Source organism: Polaribacter ponticola (assembly GCF_026191475.2).
Lineage (GTDB): Bacteria > Bacteroidota > Bacteroidia > Flavobacteriales > Flavobacteriaceae > Polaribacter > Polaribacter ponticola.
In genome coordinates this window covers 499,321-518,386 of the sequence record NZ_JAOSLC020000003.1, presented here as the reverse complement: position 1 = coordinate 518,386, position 19,066 = coordinate 499,321, and the positions used below count along the sequence as shown (strand labels likewise).

General features: G+C 28.3%; 15 protein-coding genes and 4 pseudogenes. 14 read left to right on the top strand and 5 right to left on the bottom strand.

Annotation, left to right across the window (positions count from 1 at the left end; translation table 11 throughout):
- The 6 genes and pseudogenes from gldI (at position 1) to N5A56_RS07115 (ending at position 2,941) form a co-directional block, all read left to right on the top strand.
- The gene (gene gldI, locus N5A56_RS07140; protein ID WP_274270296.1) at positions 1-507 is read left to right on the top strand and encodes a gliding motility-associated peptidyl-prolyl isomerase GldI; all 507 of its coding nucleotides are present in this window, start codon (positions 1-3) and stop codon (positions 505-507) included.
- Between the two features lie 6 nt (positions 508-513).
- Entirely contained in the window at positions 514-999 is a 486-nt protein-coding gene (locus N5A56_RS07135) for an FKBP-type peptidyl-prolyl cis-trans isomerase N-terminal domain-containing protein (RefSeq protein WP_274270295.1), read from the top strand.
- Between the two features lie 52 nt (positions 1,000-1,051).
- A pseudogene (locus N5A56_RS07130) lies at positions 1,052-1,222 on the top strand (FKBP-type peptidyl-prolyl cis-trans isomerase); the annotation flags it as partial.
- Entirely contained in the window at positions 1,223-2,101 is an 879-nt protein-coding gene (locus tag N5A56_RS07125) for a peptidylprolyl isomerase (RefSeq protein ID WP_274270294.1), read from the top strand. It begins immediately after the preceding pseudogene.
- A 50-nt stretch (positions 2,102-2,151) separates the two neighbouring features.
- Positions 2,152-2,379: pseudogene (locus N5A56_RS07120) on the top strand (FKBP-type peptidyl-prolyl cis-trans isomerase); the annotation flags it as partial.
- Between the two features lies 1 nt (position 2,380).
- Complete coding sequence (locus tag N5A56_RS07115; protein ID WP_265724829.1) at positions 2,381-2,941, top strand: phosphatase PAP2 family protein; 561 nt, start codon at positions 2,381-2,383, stop codon at positions 2,939-2,941.
- Here N5A56_RS07115 and N5A56_RS07110 read toward each other — a convergent pair.
- Complete coding sequence (locus tag N5A56_RS07110; RefSeq protein WP_265724828.1) at positions 2,938-4,932, bottom strand: LTA synthase family protein; 1,995 nt, start codon at positions 4,930-4,932, stop codon at positions 2,938-2,940. The genes N5A56_RS07115 and N5A56_RS07110 overlap by 4 nt on opposite strands.
- Positions 4,933-4,957: 25 nt before the next feature.
- Complete coding sequence (locus N5A56_RS07105; protein ID WP_265724827.1) at positions 4,958-6,175, bottom strand: peroxiredoxin family protein; 1,218 nt, start codon at positions 6,173-6,175, stop codon at positions 4,958-4,960.
- A 134-nt stretch (positions 6,176-6,309) separates the two neighbouring features.
- Between N5A56_RS07105 and pheT the strand changes: the two genes are divergently transcribed.
- The 3 genes and pseudogenes from pheT (at position 6,310) to N5A56_RS07090 (ending at position 10,503) form a co-directional block, all read left to right on the top strand.
- Complete coding sequence (pheT, locus tag N5A56_RS07100) at positions 6,310-8,736, top strand: phenylalanine--tRNA ligase subunit beta (protein ID WP_265724826.1); 2,427 nt, start codon at positions 6,310-6,312, stop codon at positions 8,734-8,736.
- Between the two features lie 43 nt (positions 8,737-8,779).
- Positions 8,780-9,817 carry a quinone-dependent dihydroorotate dehydrogenase gene (locus N5A56_RS07095; RefSeq protein WP_265726106.1) on the top strand — a complete coding sequence of 346 codons (1,038 nt, stop codon included), beginning with the start codon at positions 8,780-8,782 and terminating at the stop codon, positions 9,815-9,817.
- A gap of 72 nt (positions 9,818-9,889) precedes the next feature.
- A pseudogene (locus N5A56_RS07090) lies at positions 9,890-10,503 on the top strand (LysE family translocator).
- Between the two features lie 4 nt (positions 10,504-10,507).
- On the opposite strand, the gene N5A56_RS07085 reads toward N5A56_RS07090, so the two are convergent.
- Together N5A56_RS07085 and N5A56_RS07080 are read right to left on the bottom strand one after the other, a co-directional pair.
- On the bottom strand, positions 10,508-11,017 hold the full coding sequence (locus N5A56_RS07085) for a DUF3124 domain-containing protein (RefSeq protein ID WP_265724825.1): 510 nt from the start codon (positions 11,015-11,017) through the stop codon (positions 10,508-10,510).
- 116 nt (positions 11,018-11,133) lie between these two features.
- Positions 11,134-12,303 (bottom strand): MFS transporter, encoded by a 1,170-nt coding sequence (locus N5A56_RS07080; protein WP_265724824.1) that lies wholly within the window; start codon positions 12,301-12,303, stop codon positions 11,134-11,136.
- 83 nt (positions 12,304-12,386) lie between these two features.
- On the opposite strand from N5A56_RS07080, the gene N5A56_RS07075 reads away from it, so the two are divergent.
- The 3 genes from N5A56_RS07075 (at position 12,387) to N5A56_RS07065 (ending at position 15,721) form a co-directional block, all read left to right on the top strand.
- Positions 12,387-13,244 (top strand): beta/alpha barrel domain-containing protein, encoded by an 858-nt coding sequence (locus N5A56_RS07075; protein WP_265724823.1) that lies wholly within the window; start codon positions 12,387-12,389, stop codon positions 13,242-13,244.
- A 414-nt stretch (positions 13,245-13,658) separates the two neighbouring features.
- Entirely contained in the window at positions 13,659-14,165 is a 507-nt protein-coding gene (locus N5A56_RS07070; RefSeq protein WP_274270293.1) for an HNH endonuclease, read from the top strand.
- Between the two features lie 53 nt (positions 14,166-14,218).
- Positions 14,219-15,721, top strand: a complete 1,503-nt coding sequence (locus tag N5A56_RS07065; protein WP_265724821.1) for a bifunctional metallophosphatase/5'-nucleotidase — start codon at positions 14,219-14,221, stop codon at positions 15,719-15,721.
- A 54-nt stretch (positions 15,722-15,775) separates the two neighbouring features.
- Here the strand turns inward: N5A56_RS07065 and gcvT are convergent, their stop codons facing one another.
- Entirely contained in the window at positions 15,776-16,861 is a 1,086-nt protein-coding gene (gcvT, locus tag N5A56_RS07060; RefSeq protein ID WP_265724820.1) for a glycine cleavage system aminomethyltransferase GcvT, read from the bottom strand.
- A gap of 132 nt (positions 16,862-16,993) precedes the next feature.
- Between gcvT and N5A56_RS07055 the strand changes: the two are divergent.
- Positions 16,994-18,620 (top strand): annotated as a pseudogene (locus N5A56_RS07055) (aminopeptidase P N-terminal domain-containing protein).
- Entirely contained in the window at positions 18,620-18,841 is a 222-nt protein-coding gene (locus N5A56_RS07050; RefSeq protein ID WP_265724819.1) for a VF530 family protein, read from the top strand. Before N5A56_RS07055 ends, N5A56_RS07050 begins: the two are co-directional and overlap by 1 nt.
- Positions 18,842-19,066 lie beyond the last annotated feature (225 nt).

The following is a 19,066-nucleotide window of genomic DNA, read 5'->3' as shown; positions in this document are numbered from 1 at the left end:
TTGTTAGTTATTTGTTTTTCTTGTTCTAAAATAGAACCTAGAAGACCAATTAACCCTAAAACATCTACAACACTCTATAAGGAAACTATTAAAGAATCTATTGCTTTAAATAAAGTTGAAGACAATAAAATTATTGAATTAATTAAAAAAGACTCTACAAATGTTTATATACAATCTTCAAATGGATTTTGGTATACATACAAACATAAAGTAGAAAACGAGTTGCAAAACCCTGTAAAAGGAAATGAAGTAACAATAGAATATAATATTACAGATTTAAACGATTCTGTTATATATAGTAAACAAAGTTTAGGTATAAAAAAGTACTTAGTAGATAAAGAAGATTTTATTTCTGGTTTACAGAAAGGAATAAAGTTGATGAAAACAGGAGAAACAATTACCTTTGTGATACCTTCGTACAGTGCTTTTGGTATAACTGGAGATGGTAATAAGATTGGAATTAACAAATCAATAAAGAGTACAGTAACATTAATAAATATTAAATAATTAAAAATGAGAGTATTAAAAACGTTAGCAATTTTCGCAGTTACAGCAACAATGATTTCATGTGGAAATCAAAAAGCAGATGTTAAATCATTAGAAACGGAAATAGATTCTGCAAGTTATGCTTTAGGAATGGATATGGCTATTAAGGTAAAAGCTAATTTAGAAAACGCTAATACTGATTTGTTTTTACAAGGTTATAGAAACGGAACTGATTCTACTAATTTATTAATTGATCAAAAAGAATTAAATACTTTTCTAAGAGGTTTTTTCCAAAGACAACAAACAGCAAAAAGAACTAAAGATGCTGAGGCTAAATTTGGAGATATTAAAAAAGCAGGAAAAGATTTTTTAGCTGAAAACGGAGTGAAAGAAGGTGTAGTAACTACAGATAGTGGTTTACAATATATCGTTTTAAAAGAAGGTAAAGGAGATAAAGTTTTACCAACAGATAAAATTAAAATTCATTATCATGGTACTACTATGAGATGGTAAGGTTTTTGATAGTACTGTTGAAAAAAATAAACCTTATGAGTCTAATGCAAATCAATTTATTAAAGGATTTAATGAAGGATTAACATTAATGAATAAGGGTGCTAAATATAGATTATTTATTCCTCAAGAATTAGGTTATGGAGTTCAACAAAGAGGTCAATTAATTAAACCTTATTCGGCTTTAATTTTTGAAGTAGAAATTTTAGAGATTACAAAAAAGTAGATGAAGAAAAATGTTTTCGTTTTAATCGCTTTTACGCTTTTAATAGCTTGTACACCTGCTAAATATAAAAATTTAGAAGAGGGTTTATATGCAGAAATAGTTACAGATAAAGGCGATATTTTATTAGAGCTTTTTGTAGAAGAAGTTCCTATGACGGTTGCTAGTTTTGTTTCTTTAGCAGAAGGAACGAATACCAAGGTTTCTGAAGAGTTTAAAGGCGTAAAATACTATGATGGTTTAACTTTTCATAGAGTTGTAGATAATTTTATTATTCAAGGTGGTGATCCTACGGCAACTGGTACAGGTAGTCCGGGATTTACATTTGCAGATGAATTTGTTAAAGACGAGAACGGTAAGTTGATTAACAGTCATGATGACGCAGGTGTTTTATCTATGGCAAATCCTGGTCCGAATGCAAATGGGAGTCAGTTTTTTATCACGCATAAAGAAATACCTTATTTAGATGCAAAACACACTGTTTTTGGAAAAACGGTTGTAAATTCATTACAATTGACAGCATTAAAAACTAAAATTAAAGATTCTTTAAAGTTAGTTAAGGCAATCGATTCTATAAGAATGGTAGCGGTTAATAGTATTCGAAAAAGTGATACTATTAATACTGTTAAAATTATTAGAATAGGAGCTAAAGCGAAAGCGTTTAATGCTTCTAAGGTTTTTGAATCTGAATTATTAAAATCTAGTGAAACGGAAAAAGAATTAAAGAAGAAAGCGGCATTAGAAGAAGAAGCTAGGTATTCTAAATACTTAAAAGATAAAACTATATTTTTAAATAAAATGGACGAATCTAAAGCTGTTAAAACAGATTCCGGTTTGCGAATTTTAATGCTTAAAAAAATCCTTCAGGTAAAAAAGTTGTAGCAAATAAACCTGTAAAATCTCATTTTACTTTATATACTGCAGATGGTAATAGAATACAATCTACAGAAGATAGTAGTCAGCCATTTGTTTTTCAGTTAGATGATGCTAAGAGACCTATGATTACTGGTTTTAAAGAAGGTGCAGCAACGTTAAGAGTTGGAGAAAAAGCAAGGTTATTTATACCTTATTATATTGGTTTTGGAGAAACAAAATATGGCCCTTTTCCTGCAAAATCTGATTTAGTTTTTGAAGTAGAAATTTTAGAAATAGCAAAATAATTTGTTCGATTCAATAATACAAAAAGACAAAGAGTTATTAGTTTTCTTAAATAATTTAGGAAATGAGCAATGGGATTCATTTTGGTTGGTAATTACCAATCAATTTTATTGGAGCCCATTGTTTCTTTTTGTTTTCTATCTTGTAATTAAAAGTTTTGGTTGGAAACGTGGTGGATTTGTGATTTTTGCTCTAATTTTATTAGTAGCTTTTTCAGATCAGTTCACAAATCTAATTAAAGACACTGTTGGAAGACTTAGACCAAATAATGATTTAGAAATTAAGCATTTATTAAGAACGTTAATAAATCCGCAAAGTCATAGTTTTATTTCTGGTCATGCAACAACATCTACATTTTTCTCTGTATTTGTAATTCTTTTATTAAGAGAAAAATATAAGTATACTTACTTTATCTTATTGTTTCCTTTAATTTTTGCATATAGTAGGTTGTATTTAGGTGTACACTTTCCGTTAGATATATCTGTAGGTATCTTAACAGGTGTTGTCTTAGCTAAAATTTATTATTACTTATTTAAAAAGTTAGATAATAAACTTTTTTCTTAATGTTTTTTATTGTTAAAGTATAAATATTTTGTTGCATGATAATAAGCATTTAAAAGACTGTCCATTTCAGATGCTTTCTTAGGGTATTCTTTTTTTATATCAATAATTTTATCACTATTTAAATTATATAAACCTTTTATTTTGGTAAGGTTTGTTTGCGAGTAGTATAAACTATCTTGTAATAAACCCACTGCAGGTTCTCCTTTTATTTTAAGATAAACAAAGGATGAATTTTTAGTTTTTAGTGAATCTAAAAGGTTATTACCTAAAGTATAATTTGTATGATTCATTTTAAGCAAACTCATAACAGTAGGAAATAGATCTATTAATTTACCGTTTTTAGCAATTACATTTGGTTTTACAAATTTTGGTGCATGTATTAAGAGAGGAACATGTTGTAATTGAATGTTTAAATCATATTCATTTGTATATTTATCGGTTCTATTCATAGCTGTATTATGATCGCCAAAAAAAACAAATACAGTGTTGTCATAATATCCTGCAGTTTTTGCTCTTTCTAAAAAACGACCTACATTAAAGTCTAAATATCGCAAAGCATTTAATTGAGAAACAGATTTAAAACCAGATTTTTCTAATAAAGATTCTGAAATTGCATCTTTAGAAAGAGGAGTAAAGCTTTCTTTTTTATCAGGAACTGTAAAAGGTATATGGTTAGATGCGGTTTGTATATAAGCTACAAAAGGTTTGTTTTGTTGATGTAACTTTTTTAGTTCCTTATCAGATTCCTTAAAAAGTTCATAATCATCAATACCCCAAACATCTGCTCTATTTTCTGTGTTATAACTTCCTTCTTCAAATATTTTTAAGCCCTTTATATTTGCTTGAAAAATCCCTCTAATGTTTGCCCAATTTGCACTTCCTCCTAAAAAATATAATTTTTTATAACCATTAAATTGATCAAACAAAATACGCTGATCTATAATCATTGGGTTTCTAGAAGCTGTTTTTACATCATCTATATCTGGTAAACCTGTTACACTTGCAAAAACACTTGCTGCTGTTCCAGATTTATGAACATAAAAGTTAGAAAAACTTAAACTTTTTGGAATTAAAGAGTCTATTTTAGGAGAGCTATTTATAGCATTTCCATAATAACTTAAAGGTTTAACACCCACAGATTCTAGCATTACAAAAACTACATTTGGTTTGCTTTGTAATGAGTCTTTAAAAACTGTTTTTCTTTCAAAAGAAATTTTGTCTTTAGGTAAGTTTAATTCCTCGGCAATAACCGGATAGTATTTTTTAAACTCATCCATATTTACACCTTCACTTCTAAATTTAAAACTATCAAAAAAGTATAAAACAGGGTTTAATGCAAACTGATTTACCTTGTTGTTTTTTGAGAAAAAAGCTTCACTCCACCTTAAAGGGTAATGAGTAAAACTATTATAAATACTAAAAGCTAATATTAAAAATGCGGTTATAAAATAAACTGCTTTTAATTTTTTAGAAATTTGTTTTTGAGAGTTTTTAAATTTTAAATAGACAAGTTTTGAAAGTTTAAAAACTAAAAAAGCAAGAATAATTAGACCAAGTAAACCTTTAAAAACAGGATAACTCTCCAATAAAACTTGCGATGATATTTTTAAGTCTTCTAAAAATCGAAGAGAAGCTGCATCTAATCTAATAGATAAGTAATCATAGTATCCAAAATCGATTAAATATACAAGTGTTAAAGCTATATACGCAATCACTAAATAAGTGTTCGCTAATTTTTTATAAAAATTATATTCAAAAAACCGTCTGTTTATTATTAGTATTAAAAAAGCTAAAGGAAAAATGGCTATGGAAGCAAGTTTAATATCAAAACGTAAACCCAACCAAAAAGCTCTTTGAATTTCGGATGAAATTGCCGTATTTAATTCAGCAAAAAAAGAATAAAAGAGTACTCTAAAAATAAAATTAAAAACAATTAGTAGTAGGAAATTGCTAAAAATATATTTTATGTAATTAGGTATTTTTTTCAGCATTATTTTTAATTAAATTGTAAAAATATTATTCTTTTTCGTTTACAAGAGTATCTATAAAAGATTCAAATTCTTTTTTAAAATTCATGTATTTTTCTCCTGTTGCAGGTCCATTAAAACCTGTATGCACTTTTCTTACACTCCCTTTTTTATCAATAAAAATTGTTGTAGGATAAGAGATAAAGTTATTTAGCATTGGTAATTTTTGTTGTGCTAAATGTTTATCTGCAGAGTTACCAAATTGCGCCAATAAAATAGGATATGTATTACCAATTCTATTCTTTAAACGCTTAATTCTATTAAAAGCTATTGCTCTAGTTTTTGCAACTTCAAAAGCAAGCGCAATAATTTTAATGTCTTTGTTCGGATTTTCCTTTAAATAATTTACTAAAAACTTACTTTCATCTAAACAATTAGGACACCAAGTTCCCATAATCTGAATTATAACAATTTTGTTTTTAAATTCAGGATCACTTAAAGAAATAATTCTTCCTCTAGTATCAGGAAAAGAGAAATCGAATTCTTCATATCCTTTTTTAATCTGAGTTAAATTCTCTTCATTTGGTAGCTCGTACTTATTATTTAATTTAGCAGTAAAAGGTTCTTTCCAATGGTTTCCAGAATAGAAAAAACCATTCATTGTAGAATCTGTAACTTTTGCTTTAAAAAGAAAAGCATGTGCGCCATCAAAAGTAGAAAGTTTTAAAGAATCTCCATCTACAATGCCTTCTAAATACCTATAATCTCCGGTAGTAGTTCTAAAAGTACCTGTTACATTGTTTCCTTTTTGATTAAAAATCCCTTTTGCTAAATATTCGTCATAACCAGATCCTTTACTAAAAACGGTTTCCCAATTTCCAGTAATATTTTGGGTTGAAGCTGTATTTGAAGAAAATCGATTGTTACTTTTTACCGCTTTAAAGGGTACAATTCTATCTAAACTGGATTTTATAAAACTTCCGTTTATGGTTTCGTCTTCTATTTTAGCAATAATATATCCTTCAAAAAAAGGTGTTTGTATTCTTACAGAATCGTTTTTGTAAGTAATCTCATCTACAGTTATAATTTCATTAGCATTAAAAATGGTTAACAAAGAATCATTCTTAACTTCAAAAAGAAAAGGCAACTCTTGGTTGTCTTGTACTTTTAAAACGGCTCTATAACTACCTTTTTCTAGTGTTTTAATTGTTTCTTTATGGCAAGAAAATAAAAATAAAACACTGATAATCAGTATAAGATATTTCATTTTTTAATTTTTAAATTATAATCGAATTTACAATAAATTACTAACATTTTTAAATAGTTTTTTGTGCTAAATAAGTTGATAAAAATCTTTTTAAATGTTAAATTTGCCGTCATTAAAATATTCAAAAAGAGTATATGAAAATATCATACAATTGGTTACAGCAATTTTTACAGATAGATTGGGAACCTACTAAAACAGGTGAACTTTTAACTGATTTAGGTTTAGAGGTAGAAGGAATTGAAACCAAAGAGTCTATAAAAGGAAGTTTAAAAGGTATTGTTGTAGGTAAAGTTTTAACGTGTATTCAGCATCCTAATGCAGATCGTTTAAAAGTTACAACTGTAGATTTAGGAGATGGAAATCCTATACAAATAGTATGTGGTGCTCCAAATGTTGCAGCTGGTCAAAAAGTACCTGTAGCTACTGTTGGTACTGTTTTGTATGATGATAAAGGAGATAGTTTTAAAATTAAAAAAGGTAAAATTAGAGGTGAAGAAAGTCATGGAATGATTTGTGCCGAAGACGAATTAGGTCTTGGTAAAGGACATGATGGAATTCTAGTTTTAGAAGATAAATTAAAAGAAGGAACGCCAGCTGCAGAAGTTTTTAATATAGAAACAGATGCTATTTTCGAAATAGGATTAACACCTAATAGATCTGATGCAATGAGCCATTATGGTGTTGCAAGAGATTTAAGAGCGGGTTTAATGCAGCAAGATCTTAAATTAGAATTAATTTCTCCATCTGTTAGTGATTTTCATGTAGATGAAAGAACGTTACGTTTTGATGTTGAAGTAGAAAACAAAGATTTAGTACCTCGTTATTGCGGAATTGCAATTACAGATATAACTGTAAAAGATTCTCCAGAATGGATTCAAAATAAATTAAAAGGAATAGGTTTAACACCAAAAAACAATATTGTAGATATTACAAATTATGTTTTACATGAGTTAGGGCAACCGTTACATGCTTTTGATGCTCAGAAAATTAAAGGAAATAAAATTATTGTTAAAACTTTAAAAGAAGGTACTAAGTTTACAACTTTAGACGAAGTAGAAAGAACACTATCTGCTGATGATATAATGATTTGTGATGCAGAATCTACACCGCTTTGTATTGGTGGGGTTTTTGGAGGATTGCAATCTGGTGTAACTGAAAATACAACTTCTATATTTTTAGAAAGTGCTTATTTTAATCCTGTTTCTGTAAGAAAGACCGCTAAAAGACACGCTTTAAATACAGATGCTTCTTTCCGTTTTGAAAGAGGAATTGATATAAACATGACAGAATATGCTTTAAAAAGAGCTGCTTTGTTAATAGAAGAATATGCTGGCGGAAAAATGGCTTCTGATGTTTCTGATTTTTATCCTGTTAAAGTAGAAGATTTTCAAGTGTTTTTCTCTTACGAAAGTGCTTATCGTTTAATTGGACAAGAAATACCAAAAGAAACAATTAAGAATATTTTAGCTTCTTTAGAGATTAAAATTAGTAGCGAAACAGAAGGTGGTTTAGGTTTAACAATTCCATCTTATAGAACAGATGTACAACGTGAAGCCGATATTATTGAAGAAATTTTACGTGTGTATGGTTACAATAATATTGAGTTTTCTCATAAATTAAATACCTCAATTTCTTTCGATTCTAACAAGCAAACAAAGATTGAAAACGTTGTTGCAGACCAATTAAGTTCTTTAGGATTTAATGAAACAATGGCAAATTCATTAACAAAAGCATCTTATACTGCTTTGTCTGAAAACATAAATAGCGATGCAGATGTTGCTATGTTAAATCCTTTAAGTAATGATTTAGGTGTAATGCGTCAATCATTGTTATTTAGTGGTTTAGAGTCTGTTTCTTATAATTTAAATAGAAAAAATAATTCATTAAAATTTTATGAATTTGGTAAAACATATCATAAATACAATGAGAAATATCAAGAAGATAAACACTTAACATTATTTGTTACTGGTAACAGAACAAAAGAGTCTTGGAAAACAAATGCTACTACTTCAGATTTCTTTTATTTAAAAGGAATAATTACTGCTGTATTAGAAAGATTAGGAATAAATAACTTAAAAAGTACACCAACTAAAAATGATGTTTTCTCTGAAGGAATTACTTTAAGTTTAGGTAAAATTAAATTGGTAGATTTTGGAGTTGTAAAACGTTCTATTTTAAAAGAATTCGGGATTAAGCAAGAAGTTTTATTTGCAGATTTTAATTGGGATAATGTTTTAAAACTATCAAGCAAAAAAAATATTAAAGTATCAGATTTGTCAAAATTCCCTTCTGTAAAAAGAGATTTAGCTTTGTTAATTGATAGTAAAACTGAATTTAAAGAAGTGTATAATTTGGCTTTTCAATCAGAAAGAAAACTTTTAAAAGAAGTAGATTTATTTGATGTGTATGAAGGTGATAAATTACCAGAAGGTAAAAAATCTTATGCAGTAAGTTTTGTATTACAAGATGAAACTAAAACTTTAGCAGACAAACAAATAGATAAAATAATGCAAAAATTACAGCAAAGTTTTGAGAAAAACTTAGATGCTGTTTTAAGATAATCTAAAAGCTCCTTTATGGAGCTTTTTTTATATTTATTAAATGATGTACAAACTTATAATAAGACCAATATTTTTCCTTTTCGATCCAGAGAAGATTCATTATTTTACATTTTCATTGGTAAAATTTATGTGTAAAATTCCTTTAGTTTCTAGTATATTTAGAGGTATTTATCAAGTAAATGATAAAAAATTAGAACGTAATTTATTTGGGCTAACCTTTAAAAACCCTGTTGGTTTAGCAGCTGGTTTCGATAAAAATGCTGTTTTGTATAATGAATTAGCCAATTTTGGTTTCGGATTTATAGAAATTGGTACTGTAACTCCAAAAGGACAAGTTGGTAATCCTAAGAAAAGATTATTTCGTTTAAAAGATGATCAAGGGATTATCAATAGAATGGGTTTTAATAACGAAGGTTTGCAAATTGCCATAGAGCAATTAAAAAAGAACAAAGGCAACGTATTAATTGGTGGTAATATTGGTAAGAATACACAAACAGCACCAGAAAATTATACAGAAGATTATAAAGAGTGTTTTAAAGGTTTGCATCCATATGTAGATTATTTTGTATTGAATGTAAGTTGCCCTAATGTTGGTAGTCATGCAAAACTGAATGACAAAAGTTATTTAATAGAATTGATTTCTGCTTGTCAGGAATTAAATAACTTAGAGCAAAAACAAAAGCCTATTTTATTAAAAATTGCTCCAGATTTAAATAATGCACAATTAGATGAAATTATAGAATTAGTTGCAGAAACTAAAATTGATGGTGTAATTGCATCTAATACATCTACAACTAGAAGTAATTTAAAAGCTTCTAAAGAACGATTAGAAGAAATTGGAAATGGTGGTGTTAGCGGTCTGCCAATTAAAAATCAAAGCACTAAGGTTATTAAATATTTAGCAGACAATTCTAATAAATCGTTCCCAATAATAGGAGTAGGAGGTGTTCATTCAGAAAAAGATGCTTTAGAAAAAATAGAAGCAGGTGCAGATTTAGTACAAATTTATACTGGTTTTATTTATGAAGGACCAAGTTTGGTAAAACGAATAAACAAAGCGATTTTAGCAGATTCATTATAAGTAAAAAAGACAAAGTAATCTCTTTTTTAACCATTAGATTACTTCACTATATTCCTAATAACTAAATAAATAATGTTAGAAACTCTAATTTCTTTTATACTGGCAACTTGTGTATTGGCTTTTTCGCCAGGGCCAGATAATATTTTTGTTTTAGTACAAAGTATTGTAAATGGAAAAAAATATGGTTTAGCAACTGTATTTGGCTTAATGTCTGGTTGTATTATTCATACTACTTTAGTCGCTTTTGGGGTTTCTACAATTATAAAAGAGAATCCTTCTGTATTCTTTATTATTAAACTGTTTGGAGCGTTGTATTTACTTTATCTTGCTTATAAAGTGTATAAAAGTGATGCAGAAATTACATTTTCTACAAGTAATGTAGAAAAGAAATCTACTGTAGAATTATTTAAAACAGGTTTTTGGATGAATGTTTTAAATCCGAAAGTTACTATTTTCTTTCTAGCTTTTTTCCTCAGTTTTTATTTTCTGATACAATTTCTACGATTGCTCAGTTTTACATTTTAGGAGGTTTATTTATACTTACGTCTTTTGTAATATTCTCTTCAATTGCTTTTTTAGCGGGTAGTATTTCTATTTATATCAGACAAAATAAAAAAGCAGCAATCTATTTAAAATGGATGCAAATAGTTGTTTTTGTTGCCATTGCAGCTTTAATATTACTATAAAAAATTACTGTATTCTTTTAGATTGTGTAGAAAACGATAAACCTTGTTGCCCAACTGTAGAATTCATAATGCCTTCAAACAAAGGTTCTGGGCAATTTGCAGGTATTTTCCATTCAATAATAAAATTAGAACCCGTTCCGCCTTCTACATCTACTTCATCAATAATAATTTCTGTAGTTTCCATAGGCGCTAAAAAAACAGGTGTATCAAAATAGGTGCGAACCAATTTACCATGCGTATCATAATATTTTGATTTTAGTAAATAGATGGTATCTAAATCGCTTGTATTTCGCATGCTTATCATTGCAGTTAAATTGTGCGTTTTATGCTCAGAAACACTATAAATTTGAGAATAAACAGATAGATAAGATTTACCATATTCTAGAGAATCTTTAGCATCAATATTTATGAATCGTTTAGACCAGTTCTCTGAGTTAAAAGAGCTAATTTCTTTTCCTTTTTGACAACCAAAAATAAATACACTAACAATTAAAAAAAACACAAATCTCTTCATTTTTTAACTTTTTTACATATTATAACGAATTTACTATAAAAAGGACTGAAAATCAAGTTAATTCTATTGGTTAATTACTATTTTTCGTAATTAGAAGTATTGTTTAATAACAATTTTTAGTTGCGTTTTTCTTTCAAACTAATCAATCCAAAAAAAGGACCAACAGCTAAAATCATAAAAATGAAATTAGAATCTGTTAAATTCATAAAGCTATTAACAAGTTGAATGCTAATAATTGTAATTGAAAAACCGATACAATTTACAATGGTTAAAGCAGTTCCTTTGTCTTTAGAAGGTGCGTTTCTAGCAATTAAAGTAGAGAATAAAGGAGAGTCTGCAATTACAACCATTCCCCAGAAAACTAAGAAGGCTATAAAAAGATATTCATTAGAAAAATTAAATATAAAAGGTGATATAATACAGCACAAACAGGATGCTAAAAGAAAACTAAAAGCAGTTTTTTTAACACCTAAAATTTGCGAAATATAACCACCTAAAACACAAGAAAAACTACCTGCGGCAATAATTATAAAAGATAATATGGGAATATTAAAAAAAACTTCTGAATGTAATTCTTGGTATTTTAAGAGCAATATTGGTGTAAATACCCAAAAAGTATACAATTCCCACATATGACCAAAATATCCAAAAGCGGCTTTTCTAAAATCAATGTTTTTAAAAACATTAAAACAAGCGGCTAAGTTTAAAGTCGTGTTTTCTTTTCTATAAGGACCATTTTTTACTAATAAAAACATTAATAATCCGCCAAAAACAGCCAATGAAGAAGTTGTAATTAAAACACTTTTCCAAGAATAATTAACTAATATATCTTTTAATAAATGAGGTAAAGCAGTACCTAAAACCAAAGCGCCAACTAAAAATCCTAAAGACTTTCCTAAACCTTTTTGAAAATAATCTGTAGCAATTTTCATTCCTACAGGATAAATTCCTGCCAGAAAAAAGCCTGTTAAAAAACGTAAACCTAGTAAGCTAAATAATGTTTGATTCTCAAAAACCAATGCAACATTAAAAATAGCACCAAGTATTGCGCTAAAACAAAATACTTTAGAAGGCGAAAACCGATCTGCAATTGTGAATAAAGCAAAAACTAAGGTTCCTAAAATAAAGCCAAACTGAACAGCAGAAGTTAAATGACCTAAAGCATTTTCTTGTAGGTTAAAAATTTCTACAAGATTACTCATTACTCCGTTTCCTGCAAACCATAACGAGGTACAGAAAAACTGAGAAATTACAATGGTAGGTAATATTATTTTTGTCTTATTCATTTAGAAAACAAATCTACCAAAAAGAGAATAATAATCATTAAAAATAATTTTAGAACTACTTTACTTTCTCTATATTTGAATTGATGAAAAATGTCAAAATTATAGAATGTCCAAGAGACGCAATGCAAGGAATAAAATCTCATTTTATATCCACAGAAAAAAAGGCATTGTATATAAATTCTTTATTAAAAGTTGGTTTTGATACCATTGATTTTGGGAGCTTTGTATCGCCAAAAGCAATTCCTCAAATGCGAGACACAGCAGATGTTTTAGCAAAATTAGACTTGTCTAAAACAGAAAGTAAATTATTGGCAATTATTGCAAATGTAAGAGGCGCAAATGATGCTTCTCAGTTTGAAGAAATAGATTATTTAGGATATCCTTTTTCTATTTCAGAGAATTTTCAAATGCGTAATACACACAAAACAATTGCGGAATCTATTACTGCATTAGACGAAATTTTGAACATTGCTGATAAAACAAATAAAGAAGTTGTTGCATATTTATCTATGGGCTTTGGAAATCCTTATGGAGATCCTTGGAATGTAGATATTGTTGGTAACTGGACAGAGAAATTATCTAAAATGGGTGTAAAAATTCTATCGCTTTCAGATACTGTTGGTAGCTCTACACCAGATGTTATTGATTATTTGTTTTCTAACTTAATTCCGTTATATCCAGAAATTGAATTTGGAGCACATTTACATACTACTCCAGATAAATGGCACGAAAAAGTAAACGCAGCTTTTAAAGCTGGTTGCAATCGTTTTGATGGTGCTATAAAAGGGTATGGTGGTTGTCCAATGGCAAAAGACGATTTAACTGGTAATATGCCAACGGAAAAATTATTAAGCTATTTTACTACAGAAAAAGCAAATACAAATATTAAACCGATGAGTTTTGAGAGTGCTTATAATAAAGCATTAGAGGTTTTTGTTTAAAGTTTAGATTTTCTTTTTTTAAGAATATTTGTAAACAAGATTATAATATAACGTGTTTTAAAAAAATGAAAAAAGGATTAATTTTATCAAATTTTTTCAAATCTTTTAAATTTATAAACAATGAATTTTCGTATGAATCAAAAAAATATGAAAATTCAAAATCTAAAGTTAATATTAAAATAATTGACAGAAAACTTAAACAGGAATTACAATTTAGCTCAATATTTGAAGTTCCATTTTCTTATATTATTAATAATGAAGATTTATTATTTTATTTTAGAAAAAACTGTTTTTTGATTATAAATGAAGATTTTAAACAAAGGTTTAAATTAAGTAATAGAACAAATAAAATCTAATAAAGAATTAAGTATAAAACTTACTTCGTTTAAAGATATTCTTGACTTATTTCAAATATTGTTTATTGAAAAATTTGAGTTAAAAATAAGTGTTCCTTTAATTCATCTTAATAAATCAAATGAATTTGAAGAACAAGTAAAAGAAAACAGTATTAATTTAGCTAATAAAGAATCATATAAGATGATTTTAACTAAAATTAGAACTCAACAATCTAGTTTTAGAAACAAGCTACTTGAAATTTGGTTATTTAAATGTGGTATATCAAAAATTACACAAACAGAACTACTTGAGGCTTGTCATATAAAACCGTTTAGTGAATGTGAATTTACTGAATACTATGATTTAAATAATGGGATAATTCTAACATCTTGTTTGCATAAACTTTTCGATAATTATCTTATTACTTTTGATTCTGAAGGAGATCTTGTGATTTCAAATAAATTAAGTATTGAAACTAAAAAGTCATTAAGAATTGAAACAGGTATTAAATTAAATAGATATACAGAAAAAATGGAGTCTTATATGACTCATCATAGATTAAAATTTGAATATCAAAATAATTAAAAATCACAAAATAAATTACTCTTTAATTATTAAAAAATAAAAATAATTCAGAAATGAAATTAACAAAATCACTTTTATACATTTTATCAATCACACTTTTATTTTCTTGTAACAAAGATGATGGAAAAATAGATTTTACATTTTTACAAATTAACGATGTTTATGAGATTGCTCCAATCCAAGGAGGAGAATTTGGAGGAATGGCAAGAGTAGAAACGGTACATCAAGATTTATTAAAAGAGAATAAAAACACAATGTTGGTTTTAGCTGGTGATTTTTTAAATCCGTCTTTATTAGGAACCATTAAAGTTGATGGAGAAAGAGTTCGTGGTAAACAAATGGTAGAAGTGCTAAATGCTATGAACACAGATTTGGTTGCTTTTGGTAATCATGAGTTTGATGTTTCTAAAAACGATTTACAAAAACGATTAAATGAAAGTAATTTTCCTTGGATTTCTGCCAATGTTAAATTAAAAACAAAAGAGAAGTCGATTCCTTTTTACAAAGAGAAAGAAGGAAAACAAATACCCTTAGAAGAAACTTTTATCAAAGAATTTTCCGACGAAGATGGTACAAAAATTAAAGTAGGTTTTATAAGTGTTTGTATACCATCTAACCCAAAAGAATTTGTAGAATATGGTAATATGTTTGTAAAAGCAAGAACATCTTATGCAGCCATAAAAGATTCTGTAGATGTTGTTTTTGGTTTAACACATGTAAAACTTACGAATGATAAAAGAATTGCCAAATTAATACCCAATTTACCATTAATTATGGGTGGTCATGAGCATACAAATTCTTATGACAAAGTAGGTGAGGTGTTGATTGCTAAAGCAGATGCAAATGCAAAAACGGCTTATATTCATAGAGTTTCTTTTGATAAAAAAACAAAAAAGGCAATAGTAACATCAGAATTAAAAGAAATAAATTCATCTATAAAAACTGATGAAAAAGTAGGCGCAATTGTAGATAAATGGCAAACTATTTTAACATCAAAAATAAAAGACATTATTAAAAACCCGAATGAAGTAATTTACACAGCTAAAATTCCTTTAGACGGTAGAGATACACCAATAAGAAGTGTACAAACAAATTTAGGAGAAATTATTACAAAATCGATGTCTTTTTCTTTTGACGATTCGGTAGATTGTGCTTTGGTAAACGGTGGTTCTATTCGTATAGACGATCAATTAGCGGGAGATATTAATGCGGTAGATATTTTTAGAGTTTTACCATACGGAGGCGCTATTTTAAAAGTAAAAATTAAAGGAAGATTACTAAAACGTGTATTAGATTATGGCCTTTTAGCTGCAGGAACTGGCGCTTATTTACAACGCTTTAATGCTGAAAAAGTAAATGACAAATGGATGCTTAAAAACAAAGAATTAAATAACAATAAAATATATACCGTTGCTTTTTCTGATTACCTTTTAAAAGGATTCGATATTCCTTTTTTATCATCAGAAAATAAAGAAGTAATTGCTGTTTATAAGCCTAAAGAAAACGAATTGGCTTTCGATATTAGAAAAGCCGTTGTTGCTTACTTAAAACAATAAAAACCTTACTCTCGTAAGGTTTTTATAATATTATTATTTTAATCCAGTAAACGATTATCCTTTATAGAAAGGTAGTTTTACAATTGTAGCAGGTATTGCTTTTTTACGAACCTGAATGTGTATTTGCGTTCCTGATTTAGATAAAATTCTAGGTACATAGCCCATTCCAATTCCTTTTTGTAAACAAGGACTCATTGTACCAGAAGTTACGTTTCCAATTATGTTTCCGTTACCATCTACAATGTCATAACCTTGTCTAGGAATTCCTCTTTCGTCCAATTCAAAAGCAACTAAACGTCTTTCTGGTTTTTGTTCTTTTTGTTTCGCTAATGCTTCATGGTTTACAAAATCCTTTGTAAATTTTGTAATCCAACTTAAACCTGCTTCAATTGGTGATGTTGTGTCGTTAATATCGTTTCCGTATAAACAATAACCCATTTCTAAACGTAAAGTATCTCTTGCCGCTAAACCAATAGGTTTTATACCAAAATCTGCACCAGCTTCAAAAACTTTATTCCAAATTTGTGCTACTTCATCATTTTTACAGTAAATCTCAAATCCGCCAGAACCAGTATAACCAGTTGCAGAAATAATTACATTTTCGATGCCTGCAAAATCACCAATTTTAAATTTATAAAAAGGAATGTCTGCTAAATCTAAAGAAGATAAAGATTGCATTGCTTCAACAGCTTTTGGGCCTTGTATGGCTAATAAAGAGTAATCGTCAGATAAATCTCTTAAATCTGCATTAAAATCTGCATTAAATTTAGAAATCCAATTCCAATCTTTTTCAATATTAGAAGCGTTAACAACCAATAAATAAGTGTTCTCTTTAATTCTGTAACAAATTAAATCATCTACAATTCCGTTTTCTTCATTTGGGAAACAACTGTACTGTGCATCGCCAATTTCTAATTTAGAAGCATCATTAGAAGTTACTTTTTGAATTAATGCTAAAGCATTTTCTCCGCTAACTAAAAATTCTCCCATATGACTTACATCAAAAACTCCTACAGAGTCTCTTACAGTAAGGTGTTCTGCAGTAACACCTTCATATTGTACAGGCATGTTATAACCTGCAAAAGGTACCATTTTTGCTCCTAAACTTTCGTGAATTGAATGTAGTGCTATATTCTTCATTTGTAGATTTCTTTAAATTTTGGCTAAATTATTGAAAAATCTGCAATAATCAATCACTAATATTTTGTTAATATTTTTTATCAAAAAAGAATTAACGTTACATTTGATATAACAACCAATAAACTTATTGTAATGAAGATTTTTAAATTTCTATTTGTAGCTTTATTAGCTTTTACTTTCAATGGATTTTCGCAAACACCAACAGATTATTTATCAAAAGAATTCCATAAAGATAGACGAGATGTTTTACGTTCTAAAATGCCAGCAAATTCTGTATCTGTAGTTTTTGCTAACCCAATTAGAAACAGAGCAAATGATGTAGATTATGTTTTTCATCAAGATCCAAATTTTTATTATTTAACAGGTTATAGAGAGCCAAATGCGGTTTTAGTATTGTTTTCAGAAGATCAAACAAATGAAGACGGAACTACTTATAATGAAATTTTATATGTACAAAAACGTAATAAAAGCGCAGAACAATGGAACGGAAAACGTTTGGGTGTTGAAGGTGCAAAAACAGAATTAGGTTTTGTAAATGCTATGAATGCAGAGGAATTTGTAAAATCGAATGTTAATTTTAAAAGCTTTGACAAAGTATTTATTGTAAAATTTAAAGATGATTATAGAGATTTAAACGGATCTGAAGATATTTTTGATTTAGTAAAAACCTTTAAAAAGAAAGCCGGTTACGATCCTAGTATTTATTTATCTAGAGCAAAACAATATGTGTATAAGAACATTGCAGAAACTCCAATTGAGAGTAGTGCTAATGTTGTTAAAATGATAAGTCAAATAGAAGGTCGTTTCGCAGAAATAAAAGATGATAACTTAATAGGGCAATACAAATCTGCAGATTCTGATGTCTTAAAAAATGAGGTAAAGCAAAAAATTACCTTAGCATTAAAGCCTAAAACAAATATAGATCTTACTTTTTTAGCTAGAAGTTTAGGAGCTATGAGAGAAATTAAAACTGCCGAAGAATTAAAACTATTAACAAAAGCAGTTCGTATTTCTGCAGTTGGTCAAATAGAAGTAATGAAAGCGATGAAATCTCACATGTCTGAAACAGAGTTACAAGGTATTCATGAATTTGTGTATAAAAAGTACGGAGCAGAGTATGAAGGTTATCCCTCAATTGTAGGTGCAGGTAGCAATGGTTGTATTTTACATTATATAGAAAACAATAGAACAAAAGTTGGTAACGATTTAGTTTTAATGGATTTAGGAGCAGAATATAGAGGTTACAGTGCAGATGTTACACGTACAATACCTGCAAACGGTAAATTTTCTCCAGAGCAAAAAGCTATTTACGATATTGTGTATGCGTCTCAAGAAGCAGGTATAAAAGCAACCGTTGTTGGTGGTTCATTTAATGATCCTAATGTTGCGTGTAAAAAAGTAATAAACGAGGGGTTGTTTAAATTAGGAATTATTAAATCTGTAGATGAAAGACACCCTTATTTACCTCATGGTGTTTCTCATTATTTAGGTTTAGATGTGCACGATCCCGGAACGTATAAACCATTTGCAGCAAACTCTGTAATTACTGTAGAACCTGGAATTTATATTCCTGAAGGTAGTAATTGCGATAAAAAATGGTGGGGAATTGCAGTAAGAATTGAAGATGATATTTTAATTACAGAAAACGGACCGGTGAAACCTTTCTGGAGAAGCACCAAGAAAATCTGACGAAATTGAAAAGATGATGGCTAAGAAATCTGTTTTAGATGAATTTGTTTTACCAGACTTAGATAAATAATGAGCAAAGAACAACCAAACAATCCGTTACACGGAATAAAATTAGCAACCATGTTAGAACAATTGTTTCTAGAATATGGTTGGGAAGAACTAGGAGATGCCTTAAATATAAATGCATTTAAAAATAATCCTACATATAAATCTAGTTTAAAGTTTTTAAGAACGACACCATGGGCTAGAGAAAAGGTAGAAAATTTTTACTTAAAAAATATGATTGATTAATTTTTAAAAGCTGTTTCCTGCTTTCTACTATATCTTTTTTTAAAAGAAAAAAAGGATGCCGTTTCAATCAGGGCTAAAATTGTAATAAGTGCTTTTACACTTCTAAATATAGAGAACTTAAAATTAGTTCTTCGCTTTCTAGTAACTGATTAAAAAAAACAGCATTTTAAAAAATAATATCTAAAAAAAAAATAGGTTCAAATTTCAATTTCTGAAGTTTGAACC